Source organism: Pontibacillus marinus BH030004 = DSM 16465, assembly GCF_000425225.1.
GTDB lineage: Bacteria > Bacillota > Bacilli > Bacillales > BH030062 > Pontibacillus > Pontibacillus marinus.
Map to the genome: position 1 here is coordinate 1 of NZ_AULJ01000035.1, position 14,209 is coordinate 14,209.

Genomic DNA, 14,209 nt, shown 5'->3' on the forward strand with positions numbered 1-14,209 from the left:
GACTTTCCCATCTCATATGGATTAGAATTCTTATTCATAGAATTTGCTCCGACCCTCGTCATGATAGGATTATACTACCTGGAATCAGAACATCCTCTCCAGAACTACGGCGGTTCCGTTAGTCTCCATTCGGCTAAGGTGGGCTGTGGAACGGGTTGACTCCAGCGGAAGAACGGAGTGACGAGACCCCGCAGAGAGCTTGCGAATGAGGAGGCTCGGCGCTTCGTCCGCAGGAAACCAACCCCCCCCACAGCCCGCCGATCTGCACAAAAGCAACGGAACCATACGCACTTTATCTCGAAAACAAGTCTTCAAGATAAGGGGGCTTTAATGGCATAAGAATTAAAAAAACAGGGAATCGCTATGGATTCCCTGTTTGAGTAGCTTTATTTCATTTATCTTGTCCATGACCATTCATCAAAGGGTGAAATAATTAACTCAGAACGGCCTATGATTTCATCGTGTGAAATAAATCCTAAACCGGTGCGGCTATCTTTAGAAATATCTCGGTTGTCTCCCATAACAAAATACTTGTCTTTCGGAATTGTGACTGGAGAAAAGTTACCCGTTTCTTTTATGGCTTCCTGATTTAAATATTCCTGATCTACTTTTTTATCATTCACATATAAAGTATGCTCTCTTACTTCTACCTTATCTCCAGGTAAACCGACCACACGTTTCACATAATTTTTTGTTGGTCGCTGAATAATAACGATATCACCTCTATCAGGTTCACCTACTAAATAGACCATCTTATTATATAAAACGCGCTCTCCATCCTCTAATGTAGGTTCCATGCTCGTTCCTTCTACGATAGAAGTAGCGAATACAAAATGACGTACAATGAAAGCTAATATTAATGCTAAGGCGATGGCTTTGGTCCATTCCCAAATTTCATTTTTTATTTGCTCTTTCAATTAGGATCATCCCTTCAAGTCTGTCTGAAAAACCTACTTTACTATCGTATCATATTTGTGAAGAGGCTAAATGTATATAGGTCTAAATTCCTTATAAAATTATTTCGATAGAGTGTCATGTAAGTCATATTACCTATATCATTCGACAATTTAAAAAAATAGTAAGAAAGTTTTGTCTAATTTTGCGATATCCTTTACTTTACCATATCCTTTTGGCATAATGAATAGCGGTTCAGCCGCTTGGAAATAAGTAAGGAAGGGAATTCATGGTGTATGTTAGACAAGAAAATAGTAGAATATGATGAACTTCTGGGAATTAAGATAAAAGAGAAACGCAAGGAAATGTTAGATCGCGCAATGGAATATGGGTTAGAAAGTGATGAAACCCTGAATGTAAGCCAAGAGTTAGATCTATTAATTAATCAAAGTTTACAAAAACAAATTAAATATAGAATGATGTAAACGACAACGTTTTCTACAAATTATGACTATTCATTATACCTCTTCTATGATAAAATGTTATTTATATCCATATTGCTGAGAGGAGGCCCTGCTGTGGCAGAAGACATAAGTACTCAGCAACTAATACAACGTATAGAATCACTGCGTAAGCGAATGATTACAACCGCTACAGTTCAAGGGTTCACAAGTCATGAGTCGCTAGAAATTAGTCAAGAATTAGATCGATTACTAAACATGTATGAGAATAGAAATAACCGTAATGTTTTGAGTTGTGATCATAAGGCGGTTAAAACTCGCTAAGAAAGCGAGTTTTTTTTAAACTCTTTTTATTATATAAATATAATAAAAACTAAAATAAGACAGTGGAATAACCACTGTCTTATTTTTTGTCTTTCATTTGTTGTTCATGCTCTTCAGTCAACTCTTCAAAGCTTTTAACTTTCCCATGTGGGGATTGTTTTTCTTTGCGTTGCCGAAGTGCTCGTTCTTTTCTTCGTTTTTGGTGGCTCACATCAATCACCTCATAGATAGTATGTCTAGAAAGGTGAAGTTATATGAATGATTTTTCCTTCAAAAATGACTCCAATCGATCAAGCCCCTGCTCGAGTGTCTTCATATCATAGGCATACGATATTCGCATGTATCCTTGTCCGTAAGAAGAGAAAGCATCACCAGGCACTAATGCGAGACCACCTTTTTCAACTAGTTCAATTCCCAAATCAAAAGAAGTCATGTTTTCTATAGGAAAGCGTGGGAATACGTAAAATGCTCCTCCAGGCCTATCCATTTCTAGCCCCATATCTTTCAAACGATTAAAGACATAGTCTAGTCTTTGTTCGTATGCTTGTCTCATCACTTCAGTATCAGTTTTTCCATTAGTTAAGGCATCAAGTGCTGCATACTGACTTATAGAGGAAGGGCAGGATACATTATATTGATGGACTTTTAGCATATGCTTGGAAAGCCAAGCTGGAGCTAATGTATAACCAATTCGCCATCCTGTCATGGAATGAGATTTTGAAACACCATTAATGACAATGGTTCGATCCTTCATTCCTTGAAATGTAGCGATGGATGTATGAGTTTCATCATAAGTCAACTGACTGTATATCTCATCAGATAGCACAAAAAGGTTTTTATCTTGTAAATATTGAGCAAGGTCCGCCACTTCATCTTTTGTTAAAGTAGCACCTGTAGGATTTGATGGATAAGGAAGAACGATACATTTTGTTTTTTCAGTAATATGACTTTGAAGTAACTCTTTAGTTAATTTGAAATGATGATCTCTGGTGTCTACATGAACGGGTGTCGCACCAGCCAAGCGAATTAAGGGTTCATATCCAGGGTAAACAGGTCCAGGAAGGATGACTTCATCTCCAGGGGTTAATATTGTACGAAACGTAATATCAATTGCTTGAGAAGCTCCAACTGTTGATATGATTTCTTCTTTAGGATCATAATGTAATCCGTATTGATCATGAACAAATGTAGAAATCGCTTCTCGAAGGGGAAGCATTCCAGCGTTATGAGTATAGGTGGTTTTATTTTGATCTATGGCAGATTTCCCTGCTTCTTTGACATGGTCAGGTGTAGGAAAGTCTGGTTGACCAATTGTTAGTGAAACTACGTCACTATAACCCGAAACCATATTAAAAAATTTTCGGATTCCAGATATTTCGATTTGGGTAACATTTGGGTTTATTAAGTGCTGCATGGGAGTTCACCTCTAATTTGTAATTGAATTGTCAAATAATTTTAACAAATCATCGTTTTGCATTTGTTACAATGGCTAATGAATCCTTAGAAAAGTAAAAGAGATTCTCTAGCTTTTCTTACAATAAGCTTTCTAATGTCATATGAAAGGAGATTTCATCATGAAACCAAGAGTAAAATCTTTTGAAGAGCTTATCACTGAAAATAAACAAGCTATATTAAAGGATAAAGAAGAAATGTCTAAGCTTGAACAAAAAATTGACCAACGCCATTCCCAGACTTCATCCTCAGAAAATAGAGCCAGCTAACATGATTTGTTATATAGAAAAGAAATCCTATCCTATTTAAGGGTAGGATTTTTTTCAAGGAAATTATAAAAATTTGTGACTTGTGCATAACTTTTTTAACGGGAGTGGAGCCACATCCAGCTCCAGCGCCCAGCAACGAATGGACTTGGGCCCACACGACGTGGGTCAGATCGGCGTTGTCACAGGACGTGACGAACTTGGGCCTACAGGATGTAGGTCAGATCGGTGTTGTCACAGGACGTGACGAACTTGGGCCTACAGGATGTAGGTCAGATCGGTGTTGTCGCAGGACGTGACGAACTTAACCGATCTTCCTTATCCTTATCACTTTCTCCGTACGATAAGTCAACATCGATCCACCAAGTTTCATCGTGTTTCCTTTACACGTTTGAGACATGAAATTTTAACAAGGAAGAAAGTCGACGTAGTTAAAATTTCTAAGTAAAAGTACCACGGCAACTAAGCTTCTGTCTGCGCCTGTCGGCTTGCCAATCAGCAAGTTTGGTTAATCGTACTACGGGCTCAGTCCAGTCCCTTCGTTGCTAAACGGGCGTTTGCGCTTTTGTTCTTTCATGTTTAGTTTATGCGTTATAAAGCCGTTCGTAAAGAGAAAGTCTAAGTCAGTAAAACGTTCAACTTTATATCTATTATGTACCATTGTTATAATTGACATAAATCGTCAAATAGAACGGAGGTGGACTTCATGGATCAAACAGGTTTAGTGTTAGAAGGAGGAGGCATGAGAGGGGCTTTTACGGCGGGTGTCCTCGACTGTTTTATGGATAATGATATGCATTTCCCATATGTTGTAGGTGCCTCTGCTGGTGCTTGTAATGGAAGCTCCTACATTGCTAAGCAACGAGGGCGTAATTATAAGGTTATTGTAGGATATGGTAGCCATCCAGAATACATATCATTAAAACGAGCAATTACGAAACGAGAGCTTTTTGGAATGGATTTTATTTTTGACAAGTTACCAAATCAGTTGGTTCCTTTTCATTACGAGCGGTTTTTTGAAAGTACAAATCAATCTCAGAAGTTTGTGGTAGGTACAACTGATGTGAACACTGGAGAACCTGTGTATTATGATCAATTTAATAGTGGAGAAGTCTTGCTTAAGCTGATTCGTGCCTCTAGCTCTTTACCGTTAATTGCACCAATGATCGAGCATGGAGGCCAGCAATTGTTAGATGGCGGGATTGCAGATCCGATTCCCATTAATCCATCTATAGAAGCCGGTAATCAGAAGCATGTAGTGGTTCTAACGCGAAATGAAGGATATGTGAAGCAAAAGATGAAATTTACATGGCTTTTCCAAAAGAAATATAAAGATTATCCAAACTTACTAAAAGCCATGGAACGAAGACATGAGCGTTACAATGAAACTATGAAGCGACTAGAAGAATTGAGGGAAGAGGGCAAAGTGTTTATAATCCGTCCAGAAGAGCCTCTTGCGGTTAGTCGTATTGAAAGAAATCAAACGAAGCTCCATGCGTTGTATGAGCAAGGATACAAGCAAGCTCAAGCTCAGGTTAGTGACCTGCAATCCTTTCTAAGAGAGGAAGAGTATGAGTTAGCAGGAGTTTGATCCTCCATAGATAGGGGAAAAGGAGATTAACCTATTTCTTAGCGGGTTGGGATGAATAGGTAGACCCTATGAGAAAAAAATTCGAAATTTCAAAGTGTGATTTCGTATGTTTTTCTAAGGAGGAATCAATATGGGACTTCAATTAAATGAAATAGATCGATTTAATTTGTTAAAGCAGTTAGTCAACAAGCCTGATGTATTTCAACAATATGATCCAACCGTTAAGGTCCCACGAGAAGCATTAGAAGATCTAATTGATGTTGCTATACAAGCTCCATCTTCATGGGAGAAGCAGCATTGGAAGTTTTTAATATTTGAAGATCCTAAAGTGAAGGAAGAACATTTATATCCGATTGCTGGTTCACAACCCTATATAAGAGATGCATCAGCAGTTGTGGCTGTACTTGGGGATCGTCAGGCGTATGAACATATGAAGCAAGTGGAAAACAGTTCAAATGTTTATAGCCTAGAAAGAATTCAAGGTGAACAACTACCCGTGCCGTTTGTAGAACAAGATAATACCAAAGATTTATCTACTCCGCCGTTAGCAGCTATTCAATTTATGATGGGAGCAGCTGCTAGAGGCTATGATACGTATCCAACTCTTCATTTTGATTCATTGCAATTGGCAAAAACGTTTAATATCCCTAACCAATTTGTACCGGTTATGCTTATTGCAGTTGGAAAACGAAAGGAATCCAGTGGTTCTACTTTTTCGAGCGGAGTTATCAATGAATGGTTATAAGTGAGTTATAGAAGAGCTGCCTGATTAAAAGAAGGCAGTTCTTTTTGAATTTAATTGTATAAACATCTCTCTTACTGCAAATACTAGTAGAAAAAATGTTAGAGGAGAGGATCGTTTGACTGAACTTTTTCACTTAAACCTTATTGGAGGTCATGATTGGATCGTGAAAACAGCGCAACTACTTCCGTTAGGGATCACTGACCAACATTTGCACTTTTTCTTTGGAATGATATTGATCGCATTAATTTATGCACTTATTCGCCCACTAATCTACTGGATGATTCTACTTAAATGGGAAAGAGTATTAACGTATCTGGTATCTGGATTATTCGTATTGTTTTTACTAGTAAGTTATGAAATGTATCAGGGTATAACAGGATCGGGTAATGTGGAATTTAGAGATGTTGCGAATGGTGCATTGGCAATGATCTTTTTTGGAGGCTTTATTGCTGTTATTTATTTAGTAGAACTGTTCTTCTCTTATATAAAGCAGTTAAAGAAACAAAAAGCGAAAAGTGCATAACATTAAGGCTCTCAATAATTTTTTGAGGGTCTTTTTTTAATATAATCAATTGCCTACAAATTCCACTGTTTTCTATTTTTTCATTTTATATTAAACTAAAGAGAGTTTACATAAAATGACGGTATGAACAATAGGGGGAGTTGCATGAATAGGTTTAAAGGTTTGAAGGCAAAACTGATTGGAGCCATAGTGCTTCTTGTTAGTATTATATTAATCATTCAAGGTGGGGCTAGTCTTACATTATCGAAACGTGCATTAGAAGAAAATACGAAAGAGAATATGGCCCTCCAAACAGAACAGCTTGGTACAATACTCACAAATAACGACGTAAATACCGAACGATTTCGAAATCGTTTGATGAGCCAAAATGATCTTAGCTTGAAAGGTCAAATTGATTCAGCATTAGGCATGATAGAATATTTTCATAAGAAGCAAGAAGAAAGCGTTTTAACAGAAGAGGAAGCCAAAGCAAAAGCTAAGGAAGCATTATCGAAGCTTTTCTATGGGCGTGGAGGTTACTTTTGGATTGATAATCACGATTATGAATTAGTCCTATATCCACCAGATCGCTCAAGAGAAGGAGAGAGTCGTGAAGACTTTAAAACAGCGGATGGGAACACGATTATAAAAAACATGGTAGATGAAGCTGTTTCAGAAGGTGAATCCGCTAAACGTTATGAGATGCCATCCACAGAAGGTGAAGCTGTACGGGCTTATGTGAAGCACTTCAGCCCGTGGGGATGGATCGTTGGAACGAAACAGTCTCTAAGCGCTATTGATAGACAAGTAGAGATCACCCAAGAGGACCAAGCCTATACATTTCAAGAAAAAATAAAAGAATTAAGTGTTGATGGTAGTATTGGAGTTGTAGATTCCTCAGGAGTCTTTACATATCACTCCAATGAAGATTGGAAAGGTAGTAAACAAGAGGTTATTGACCCTACGAATGAGGAGAATGTAATCTCCCAACTTATTCAAAAAGAAAATGGGTTTATGGAGTTTACACTGAATCAAGATGGGAAACAGACGAATTATTTAGGCTATGTTCAGAAGTTACCCGAGTTAGGTCAATATGTTTTCATGACGAAAAATCAAAATGCATTGTTTAGCCAGGTTCAAAAGCAAACGCAATACCTTTTTATGATCCTTGGAGGAGCTTTACTCATTACGTTGATTGTTACGTATTTTATAGCATCATCTTTCACAAAGCCGATTCAAACATTGAAAGAAGCAAGCTTACGAATTCGTGAAGGAGATTTAACGGTTGAAGTACCTGTGAAACGAAAAGATGAAATTGGGCAGTTAGGACAAGCTTTTAATGATATGACAACCCATTTAAGACAGCTTGTACAAAGGTCTCAACAGATAAGTGACTACGTAGAACAAACATCTAGCGGGCTAAATCAAACGATCGAACAGACAGCTGCTTCCCTTGATCAAGTCTCTGGGGCGGTGGATGAAATAGCGAGCGGTACAACAAACCAAACGCATAAAACCCAAGAAGGAGTAGAAGTCATTAATTCGTTCGGGAATATTGCAGCGAATATTCGAGAAACATCTGAGCATATTCAAACGTCTTCTAAACAAGTACAAGTGAAAAGTGTAGAAGGTAGCGAAATTATTTCAACTCTAAATACAAAGCAAACAGAAAGCCAATCTGCAATGAAGCAACTCGAACAAGTAATGGAAACTTTTACAACTCAAATTAGTGAAATCCAATCGTTCACACAAGTCATTACAGATATTAGTGAAAAAACCAACCTTCTAGCTCTAAATGCTGCTATTGAAGCGGCACGTGCCGGAGAACATGGAAAAGGTTTCGCCGTTGTTGCAAGTGAAGTTCGTAAGTTAGCTGAACAATCAACACATGCAGCAGAAGACGTAGATAAGGTTATTAAACAGATCTATGATGAAGCAGTAGCTGCTAGTGAAGTCATGAAACAAACATCACAAACATTTGATGAGCAAAGTGACGCTGTCAATCAAACGAGTACAATCTTTAATACACTTCAAGATACAATTCAGGTAACAGCAGAGCACTTTGATACGATTCATGACCAAATCCAAGAGTTATATGGGATTAAAGAACAAATTACTCATATGATGACTGAGATTAATATTGTTACAGAACAGACTGCAGCCTCATCGGAAGAAGTGTCTGCTTCAGTAGAAGAGCAATCCTCTGCCATGAATGAAGTTCAAAACAGCATGAACCAGTTGCATGATCAGTCCCAAGAATTAAAGCAAGCTATCCAACAATTTAAGTTATAATAAGAAAAGCCTATTCTGCTATACTAAGCAGAGTGGGCTTTTTCACTTCAAAACAAAGGTCTGATGTTTCAAATATTTTCGATAAAGGGTACATCTTTGTGAAACTTTTTTAAGGAAGAGTCGTATAACGTTAGTAAAGGAGGAATGGTTATGGAATTAGCAGGAGCAATTATAGGTATTTTTATATTTGTTGGATTAGTAATCTTTCTATTAAATATCATCACAAGTATTTGGGCTTATCGTGACTCACAACGCAAAGGGAAAAGTAAAGAGTACGCGCTTGTCGTTTTAATCGGTACTTTATTTTTCCCAATTATTGGTCTGATTATTTACTTGATTATTCGAAATGATTAATAAGCTAATGGTCTTATCCATTAGCTTTTTTTACACTTTAAAAAAGATTAAAAATTCTAAAGGTTTAAAGTATAAGAAAAGCCATCGGTTTCCCCATTTTTGGCGGTAACCGTGTTTTTCTAATGTAATTTCATAAACATTTGTATCTAGTAGTTTAAAAATTCTCTTAATCCCCGATATAATAGATATATAGTTCTACATAAAAAGGGGATAAACAAATGAATGATCAAGAGCGAGGAATCTTACTAGAAAGCGGCACTAATGAATTAGAGGTTGTTGAGTTTGGGATTGGAAAGAATCGATTTGGGATTAATGTTATTAAGGTGAAAGAGATTTTAACCCCACTACCCATCACTCAAATCCCACATTCCCATCCTTCTGTTGAAGGTATTATTGATATCAGAGGAGAAGTGGTACCTGTTGTTGATGTAGCACATGCATTAGGGCTGCCTGCATCAGAAAATCCTGATCACGATAAATTTATATTAGCGGAATTTAACAAAACGAGAATTGTGTTTCACGTTCATGAAGTCACTCAAATACATAGAATTTCATGGGAGAATATTCATAAGCCTGAGAAGATGTATCAGGGACTAGAAACGCAAGTAACTGGTGTTATTCAAATGAATGAAGAAATGCTTCTTCTATTAGACTTTGAAAAAATGATGGCAGATATTAATCCTGAATCTAGCGTCCATAAAGACCAACTAAAAGTGTTGGGAACTCGTGAACGTTCGATGAAGAAAGTGTTAGTAGCTGAAGACTCAGCATTACTGAGAGCTCTATTAGAAGAAACCCTTCATGAAGCAGGTTATACAAATTTGCAGTTATTTGAAGATGGAAAAGCCGCTATCGAGCATCTTGAACAATTAAAAAATGATGGGAAACAAATTGATGAAGAATATCAGTTAGTCATAACAGATATCGAGATGCCACGAATGGACGGCCATCATCTAACGAAACGAATCAAAGATGATGAACAATTATCCAAGTTGCCAGTTATCATTTTCTCTTCATTAATTACTGAAGATTTGCGTCATAAAGGTGAAATGGTTGGGGCAGATGCTCAAGTCTCAAAACCTGAGATTGTTGAGCTTGTACAGTTAATTGATAGTAAAATTCTATAAATAGGTACAAATACAAAAAAGAATCGGTGGAAACACCGATTCTTTTTTAATCTGTATGCTTATGGACCTGATCATACCATTTCGTGATTTCGTTATTTAACGTTTCTGGGTTCTCAGAGAAAGGAGCATATTTGTTAACCATTTCTTTCTCACCTTCGGATAAACGCTGATAAGCATCTTTCATTTCTTCAGACCACTTCATAAGGTGAAATAGTTGATAGTTAAAGTCTTTCAATTCATTTTTCATGAGAGATCCCTCCTTAATTAGAGGTATTCCTTTTCATGAAATAACTGAAACCAAGATGAGCACACTCATAGCCTACCTTTTTCTTCTGTGAGTCTGTTGACTCCATGTTGTAAATTGTCCCCAAGGTGAAAAGGCACTTGATGGTTGATAGCTATAAGACTTCTTTTTATTGTTTTGTTGCTGTTTAGACGGGTCTTTCCAATCCAAGTACTGATATAAAACATTTTTGGCTTTTGATAAGGAAAGGTTGGTTTTTGGATTTCGAAAAGTCTGGTCAACGTTTCCTAAATGGCTTAATGTTTGAAAGTCCTGCTTTGTAGGTGGGATATGAAAATAATAGTCGGCAACTTGCACTAAAAGCGTGGAATGTTGATGGCTATATTTTGGATGGTCGGAAAAGTGAAGGCCAATCTTCTTGGCTTGCTTTTTCTGCAGCAATTGTTGGATGGCTTTCTTCTTTAATGTATATAAGTGTCTTGGGTCTGGAGCAGTCTTTGCATGGCGATTAACGACATACAATGCTTGAGCAATATTCTCTACAGACACTTTAGGGGTTGATTCCTTCAAAAAAACTTCCTCCTTTTATGGTTTGTCTTATACTCTGTATTGATTTCATCGTACAAAAGGTTCTGGAAAAAAGCAACCATTAAAACAAATGAGCGTTCTTCTGCTGAAGACGCTCATTGAATAGAATGTTTAATTGATATACGCTTTAAGGTCTTTCACCATATTTTCAACAACACTCGGATCCATCGTATTCCCGTTATACTTTTTTATTGCTTTTCCATTCGGTGAAACGATATATAAACTGGATGAATGAACGTAGTTATAGCCTGGTTGTCCCTCAGCAGGATCTTGAACTTCTGTCCGTTTTAGAAATGCCTTAAATGATTCAATAGACAGCTTTTTAATTTCTTCTTGGCTATATCCTGTTAATAAGTCCCAGTTAGTGAATTCAGCATCGAACTTCTGTGCATAATCTTTTAAAACCTTAGGAGAATCGTGGTTTGGATCCATTGTGAATGAAACAAGTCGCACTTGATCGCTTAAGCCTGCTTCTTTAAGTTCAGATTGTAATTTTGACATGTTTGCTGTCATAGGAGGGCATGCTGATGTACAGTTCGTGAAAATGAAATCTACAACCCAAAACTTCCCCTTTAAATCTTCTGATGAGACCATATCTCCATCTTGGTTTTTATATTCAAAATCTTGAATATCGTAAGAAAAATCACCTTCATATTTATTTGGTTCTTCTGATGTCTGAGGTTGATCTGCACAAGCGCTTAGAATACCTATAATCATAGCAAAGCCTAATAGCAATAAACGTTTTTTCATGCTAATTTCCTCCGATTTTATGTATTACAATTTCTAAACAGTATTTTAACATGCGAGCTTAAAGAAAAGCTATGAACAAAACGTGAATAAACACCCTAAAGCGTTTAATGCTCTAGGGTGTTTTCATTACTGGTTATAACCACCCTGACTTCCGTATGGATAATAAGGCTGTTGCTGGTTGCTTGGGTTTACATAGTAGATATTCTCTTGATAATACGGAGGTTGTTGGTAATACGGTTGATAGTATGGCTGGTAATAAGGGTAAGGTGGGTATGGGTAATAGTAAGGTCGAAAAGCACCGTAAAGTAACGGACCTACCACTAGACCTGTTAAGAATGGTAAAAATGGACCTGCGAAACGTTGTCCTCCATGGTGTTGTATATCTTGATTACGATCTGTTTGAGGTGTGTACACTGGGTAGTAATACATGAAAACACTCCTTTGAATATAGGCTTCTATAACATGTTATGAGAAGGTTAGACGAAATGAGCTTGTTTTTACTAAGTTTTTAAATATAAAAAAGAGCCAAGCTAAATAGCCTGACTCATGAATGTGGTGACTTTAGTGTATGAATTGTAAATTCTGGTTTACATAAAAACCTGTATGGTAGACGAGTGGTTCCAATTCCTCTACTGATGTATAAGGAAAGGGGAGTAGAGCCAATTTCATGCCAACCTTCTACAAATTTTTGTGCCATTGGTGGAGTAATGAGGTAACCGAAAAAAGGAATTTGTATTTGTCCTCCATGGCTATGTCCCGAAAGCTGAACGTCAACCGGATAAGGAGAAACCTTAGTTGCGTAGTCGGGTTCATGACACATCAGAAGCGTGAAGAGTTCTGATGAGCTACCTTTTAGTGTTTCTTCTATATTTGGCTTTCCTAACATCGCATCATCAAGTCCTGCAAGAACAATGGAGTCTCCGTCTTTTTGAATCGTAGCATGTTGATTTTGTAGGAGGGTAAAGCCGCCAAGTTTCATAACACTTGCGATCTTTTCCGTACCATATCCACCATGGTCATGGTTTCCGTAAATCCAATATTTCCCTAAAGGGGCTTCGATTGTTTGTAGTAAGTTTGCAGCTTGTTCTAAAATGCGATTTGAAACTTGATCTGGTGCATCAACTAAATCACCAGTAAATAATATAAGATCAGCTTGCTCTTCTTTAATCCGTTGTACTAACGCACGAAACTGATCGATATCATAGTGAAATCCTAAGTGTGTATCACTAAATTGTAATACCTTCACATTTGTAAAAGATGAAGGAAGCTTAGGTGAGGAAATGGTCTCTTCATTCACAGTAAGCATGGAAGGCTCAATATGTTTGGCATAATAATAAGTCCCACCACTTATACCAAAGAGGCTAAGTAAGCTACCAAATATCCGTTTTATAAATTTTCTGCGACTCATTGGTTTCATTAGGTCCACGCCTTTAAAAGTTGTTTTTCTGGAGCTGATCTTAATCTATAAATCTACTCTAAAGATTTCATGTAATAGCATTATAGCACGGAATTTCAGTTATAAAAGACTATATGACTACTTGAAACAAAAATGAAAATTTCTATTCTGTGAAAGGGTTTTCTTTTACATATCAAGAACATTATTAAAAAGGAGGAGTATAAATTATGAAAGGTCAAGTAGTCATTGTTACAGGTGGGTCCAGTGGAATGGGGAAGTATATGGCCCAAAAATATGTTCAAGAAGATTGTAAAGTAGTTATTACAGGGCGAAATGAAGAACGGTTAGCTGAGACGAAACAAGAGATTGCTGGGGATAAACTGGACAATTTACATACGATTGTTATGGATGTTCGTGAGCCTAAGGATGTTGAGCGAATGGTGCAGGAAACTGTAGATCATTTCGGAGCGATTCATCATTTAATTAACAATGCAGCAGGTAATTTCATTTGCCCAGCTGAAAAGATGTCTATAAACGGTTGGAATTCCGTTATTGATATTGTGTTAAATGGTACATTTTACTGCAGTCGTGAAGTGGGGAACTATTGGATTAAAGAAGGGATTAAAGGGACGATTTTGAATATGGTTGCTACATATGCTTGGGATGCTGGTGCTGGTGTTATGCATTCAGCTGCAGCTAAAGCTGGTGTTCTGTCTATGACTCGTACATTAGCGGTTGAATGGGGCCATAAATATCAAATCCGTACCAATGCAATCGCTCCAGGGCCTATTGAGCGAACAGGCGGTGCAGATAAGCTATTTGAATCTGAAGAAGCGGCTAAGCGTACGCTAAACTCAGTTCCATTGAAACGTTTGGGTAAGCCTGAAGAAATAGCAGAACTGGCTTACTTCATTACTTCTGAAAAAGCTTCTTATATGAATGGAGAAGTTGTCACACTTGATGGTGGGCAGTACTTAAATAATTTTCCATTTTAGAAATTTAAAATTTGGAGTTGGATGGAAGGGGCGAAATCCCATGTGGTTTCGCTTCTTTTTTGTTAGCAATAAAAAGTTATTCAGTATTATGGCAGGATTGTTGAAGACTTGAAACTGAGAGGAGTCCGTTGCATTTATGCAGTGCTGGGGGCTATGTTCTCGTGGGAAGGAATAGTATTCCCTTGGGTAAGCGACGGAATCGCTCGGGTAGGCGATGGATTCGCTCGG

18 protein-coding genes are annotated in these 14,209 nt (G+C 37.5%); 10 read left to right on the forward strand and 8 right to left on the reverse strand.

What is annotated here, in order from left to right; translation table 11 throughout:
- Positions 1 to 395: 395 nt before the first annotated feature.
- Positions 396 to 917: a signal peptidase I gene (lepB, locus tag H514_RS0107695; protein WP_027446435.1), complete on the reverse strand. Its 522-nt coding sequence runs from the start codon at positions 915 to 917 to the stop codon at positions 396 to 398.
- 273 nt (positions 918 to 1,190) lie between these two features.
- Here lepB and H514_RS22750 point away from each other — a divergent pair, with 273 nt between their 5' ends.
- Together H514_RS22750 and H514_RS0107705 are read left to right on the forward strand one after the other, a co-directional pair.
- On the forward strand, positions 1,191 to 1,379 hold the full coding sequence (locus H514_RS22750) for an aspartyl-phosphate phosphatase Spo0E family protein (protein ID WP_036843414.1): 189 nt from the start codon (positions 1,191 to 1,193) through the stop codon (positions 1,377 to 1,379).
- Positions 1,380 to 1,472: 93 nt separating this feature from the next.
- Positions 1,473 to 1,679, forward strand: coding sequence for an aspartyl-phosphate phosphatase Spo0E family protein (locus H514_RS0107705; RefSeq protein ID WP_036843417.1), 207 nt, complete (start codon positions 1,473 to 1,475; stop codon positions 1,677 to 1,679).
- Positions 1,680 to 1,758: 79 nt separating this feature from the next.
- Here H514_RS0107705 and H514_RS25190 read toward each other — a convergent pair whose 3' ends face one another.
- Both H514_RS25190 and H514_RS0107715 read right to left on the reverse strand, forming a co-directional pair.
- Positions 1,759 to 1,890, reverse strand: a complete 132-nt coding sequence (locus H514_RS25190) for a DUF6254 family protein (protein WP_231566646.1) — start codon at positions 1,888 to 1,890, stop codon at positions 1,759 to 1,761.
- Positions 1,891 to 1,929: 39 nt separating this feature from the next.
- Positions 1,930 to 3,093: an aminotransferase A gene (locus H514_RS0107715; protein ID WP_027446437.1), complete on the reverse strand. Its 1,164-nt coding sequence runs from the start codon at positions 3,091 to 3,093 to the stop codon at positions 1,930 to 1,932.
- A 160-nt stretch (positions 3,094 to 3,253) separates the two neighbouring features.
- Here H514_RS0107715 and H514_RS24285 point away from each other — a divergent pair, with 160 nt between their 5' ends.
- From H514_RS24285 to H514_RS0107750, 7 genes are all read left to right on the forward strand, one after another.
- A complete protein-coding gene (locus H514_RS24285; RefSeq protein WP_154657352.1) occupies positions 3,254 to 3,400 on the forward strand; it encodes an FbpB family small basic protein in 147 nt (48 codons plus the stop codon).
- 703 nt (positions 3,401 to 4,103) lie between these two features.
- A complete protein-coding gene (locus tag H514_RS0107725) occupies positions 4,104 to 4,988 on the forward strand; it encodes a patatin-like phospholipase family protein (RefSeq protein WP_027446438.1) in 885 nt (294 codons plus the stop codon).
- A 130-nt stretch (positions 4,989 to 5,118) separates the two neighbouring features.
- On the forward strand, positions 5,119 to 5,733 hold the full coding sequence (locus H514_RS22755) for a nitroreductase family protein (protein WP_051255080.1): 615 nt from the start codon (positions 5,119 to 5,121) through the stop codon (positions 5,731 to 5,733).
- A gap of 115 nt (positions 5,734 to 5,848) precedes the next feature.
- A complete protein-coding gene (locus H514_RS0107735; RefSeq protein WP_027446439.1) occupies positions 5,849 to 6,256 on the forward strand; it encodes a hypothetical protein in 408 nt (135 codons plus the stop codon).
- A gap of 144 nt (positions 6,257 to 6,400) precedes the next feature.
- Positions 6,401 to 8,527: a methyl-accepting chemotaxis protein gene (locus H514_RS0107740; RefSeq protein ID WP_027446440.1), complete on the forward strand. Its 2,127-nt coding sequence runs from the start codon at positions 6,401 to 6,403 to the stop codon at positions 8,525 to 8,527.
- A 150-nt stretch (positions 8,528 to 8,677) separates the two neighbouring features.
- Positions 8,678 to 8,881 (forward strand): PLDc N-terminal domain-containing protein, encoded by a 204-nt coding sequence (locus H514_RS0107745; protein WP_027446441.1) that lies wholly within the window; start codon positions 8,678 to 8,680, stop codon positions 8,879 to 8,881.
- Positions 8,882 to 9,099: 218 nt separating this feature from the next.
- Positions 9,100 to 10,008, forward strand: a complete 909-nt coding sequence (locus H514_RS0107750) for a chemotaxis protein (protein ID WP_027446442.1) — start codon at positions 9,100 to 9,102, stop codon at positions 10,006 to 10,008.
- A gap of 46 nt (positions 10,009 to 10,054) precedes the next feature.
- Here H514_RS0107750 and H514_RS0107755 read toward each other — a convergent pair whose 3' ends face one another.
- From H514_RS0107755 to H514_RS0107775, 5 genes are all read right to left on the reverse strand, one after another.
- Positions 10,055 to 10,255: a hypothetical protein gene (locus H514_RS0107755; RefSeq protein ID WP_027446443.1), complete on the reverse strand. Its 201-nt coding sequence runs from the start codon at positions 10,253 to 10,255 to the stop codon at positions 10,055 to 10,057.
- A 72-nt stretch (positions 10,256 to 10,327) separates the two neighbouring features.
- On the reverse strand, positions 10,328 to 10,822 hold the full coding sequence (locus tag H514_RS0107760) for a YkyB family protein (protein WP_027446444.1): 495 nt from the start codon (positions 10,820 to 10,822) through the stop codon (positions 10,328 to 10,330).
- Between the two features lie 129 nt (positions 10,823 to 10,951).
- Positions 10,952 to 11,590 carry an SCO family protein gene (locus H514_RS0107765; protein ID WP_027446445.1) on the reverse strand — a complete coding sequence of 213 codons (639 nt, stop codon included), beginning with the start codon at positions 11,588 to 11,590 and terminating at the stop codon, positions 10,952 to 10,954.
- A gap of 126 nt (positions 11,591 to 11,716) precedes the next feature.
- The gene (locus tag H514_RS25065; RefSeq protein WP_036843423.1) at positions 11,717 to 12,019 is read right to left on the reverse strand and encodes a hypothetical protein; all 303 of its coding nucleotides are present in this window, start codon (positions 12,017 to 12,019) and stop codon (positions 11,717 to 11,719) included.
- Positions 12,020 to 12,134: 115 nt separating this feature from the next.
- On the reverse strand, positions 12,135 to 13,007 hold the full coding sequence (locus tag H514_RS0107775; RefSeq protein WP_324604035.1) for a metallophosphoesterase: 873 nt from the start codon (positions 13,005 to 13,007) through the stop codon (positions 12,135 to 12,137).
- Between the two features lie 206 nt (positions 13,008 to 13,213).
- Here H514_RS0107775 and fadH point away from each other — a divergent pair, with 206 nt between their 5' ends.
- Positions 13,214 to 13,981, forward strand: a complete 768-nt coding sequence (gene fadH / locus H514_RS0107780; RefSeq protein ID WP_027446447.1) for a 2,4-dienoyl-CoA reductase — start codon at positions 13,214 to 13,216, stop codon at positions 13,979 to 13,981.
- Positions 13,982 to 14,209: the final 228 nt, after the last annotated feature.

What these genes read in the sequence shown, in the direction of transcription:
- H514_RS22755 (WP_051255080.1), top strand. Translation starts at nt 5,119, where the DNA reads ATGGGACTTCAATTAAATGAAATAGATCGATTTAATTTGTTAAAGCAG.
- H514_RS0107740 (WP_027446440.1), top strand. Translation starts at nt 6,401, where the DNA reads ATGAATAGGTTTAAAGGTTTGAAGGCAAAACTGATTGGAGCCATAGTG.
- H514_RS0107750 (WP_027446442.1), top strand. Translation starts at nt 9,100, where the DNA reads ATGAATGATCAAGAGCGAGGAATCTTACTAGAAAGCGGCACTAATGAA.
- H514_RS0107755 (WP_027446443.1), bottom strand. Translation starts at nt 10,255, where the DNA reads ATGAAAAATGAATTGAAAGACTTTAACTATCAACTATTTCACCTTATG.
- H514_RS0107725 (WP_027446438.1), top strand. Translation starts at nt 4,104, where the DNA reads ATGGATCAAACAGGTTTAGTGTTAGAAGGAGGAGGCATGAGAGGGGCT.
- H514_RS25065 (WP_036843423.1), bottom strand. Translation starts at nt 12,019, where the DNA reads ATGTATTACTACCCAGTGTACACACCTCAAACAGATCGTAATCAAGAT.
- fadH (WP_027446447.1), top strand. Translation starts at nt 13,214, where the DNA reads ATGAAAGGTCAAGTAGTCATTGTTACAGGTGGGTCCAGTGGAATGGGG.
- H514_RS0107745 (WP_027446441.1), top strand. Translation starts at nt 8,678, where the DNA reads ATGGAATTAGCAGGAGCAATTATAGGTATTTTTATATTTGTTGGATTA.
- H514_RS0107765 (WP_027446445.1), bottom strand. Translation starts at nt 11,590, where the DNA reads ATGAAAAAACGTTTATTGCTATTAGGCTTTGCTATGATTATAGGTATT.
- H514_RS0107715 (WP_027446437.1), bottom strand. Translation starts at nt 3,093, where the DNA reads ATGCAGCACTTAATAAACCCAAATGTTACCCAAATCGAAATATCTGGA.
- H514_RS0107775 (WP_324604035.1), bottom strand. Translation starts at nt 13,007, where the DNA reads ATGAAACCAATGAGTCGCAGAAAATTTATAAAACGGATATTTGGTAGC.
- H514_RS24285 (WP_154657352.1), top strand. Translation starts at nt 3,254, where the DNA reads ATGAAACCAAGAGTAAAATCTTTTGAAGAGCTTATCACTGAAAATAAA.
- H514_RS22750 (WP_036843414.1), top strand. Translation starts at nt 1,191, where the DNA reads ATGTTAGACAAGAAAATAGTAGAATATGATGAACTTCTGGGAATTAAG.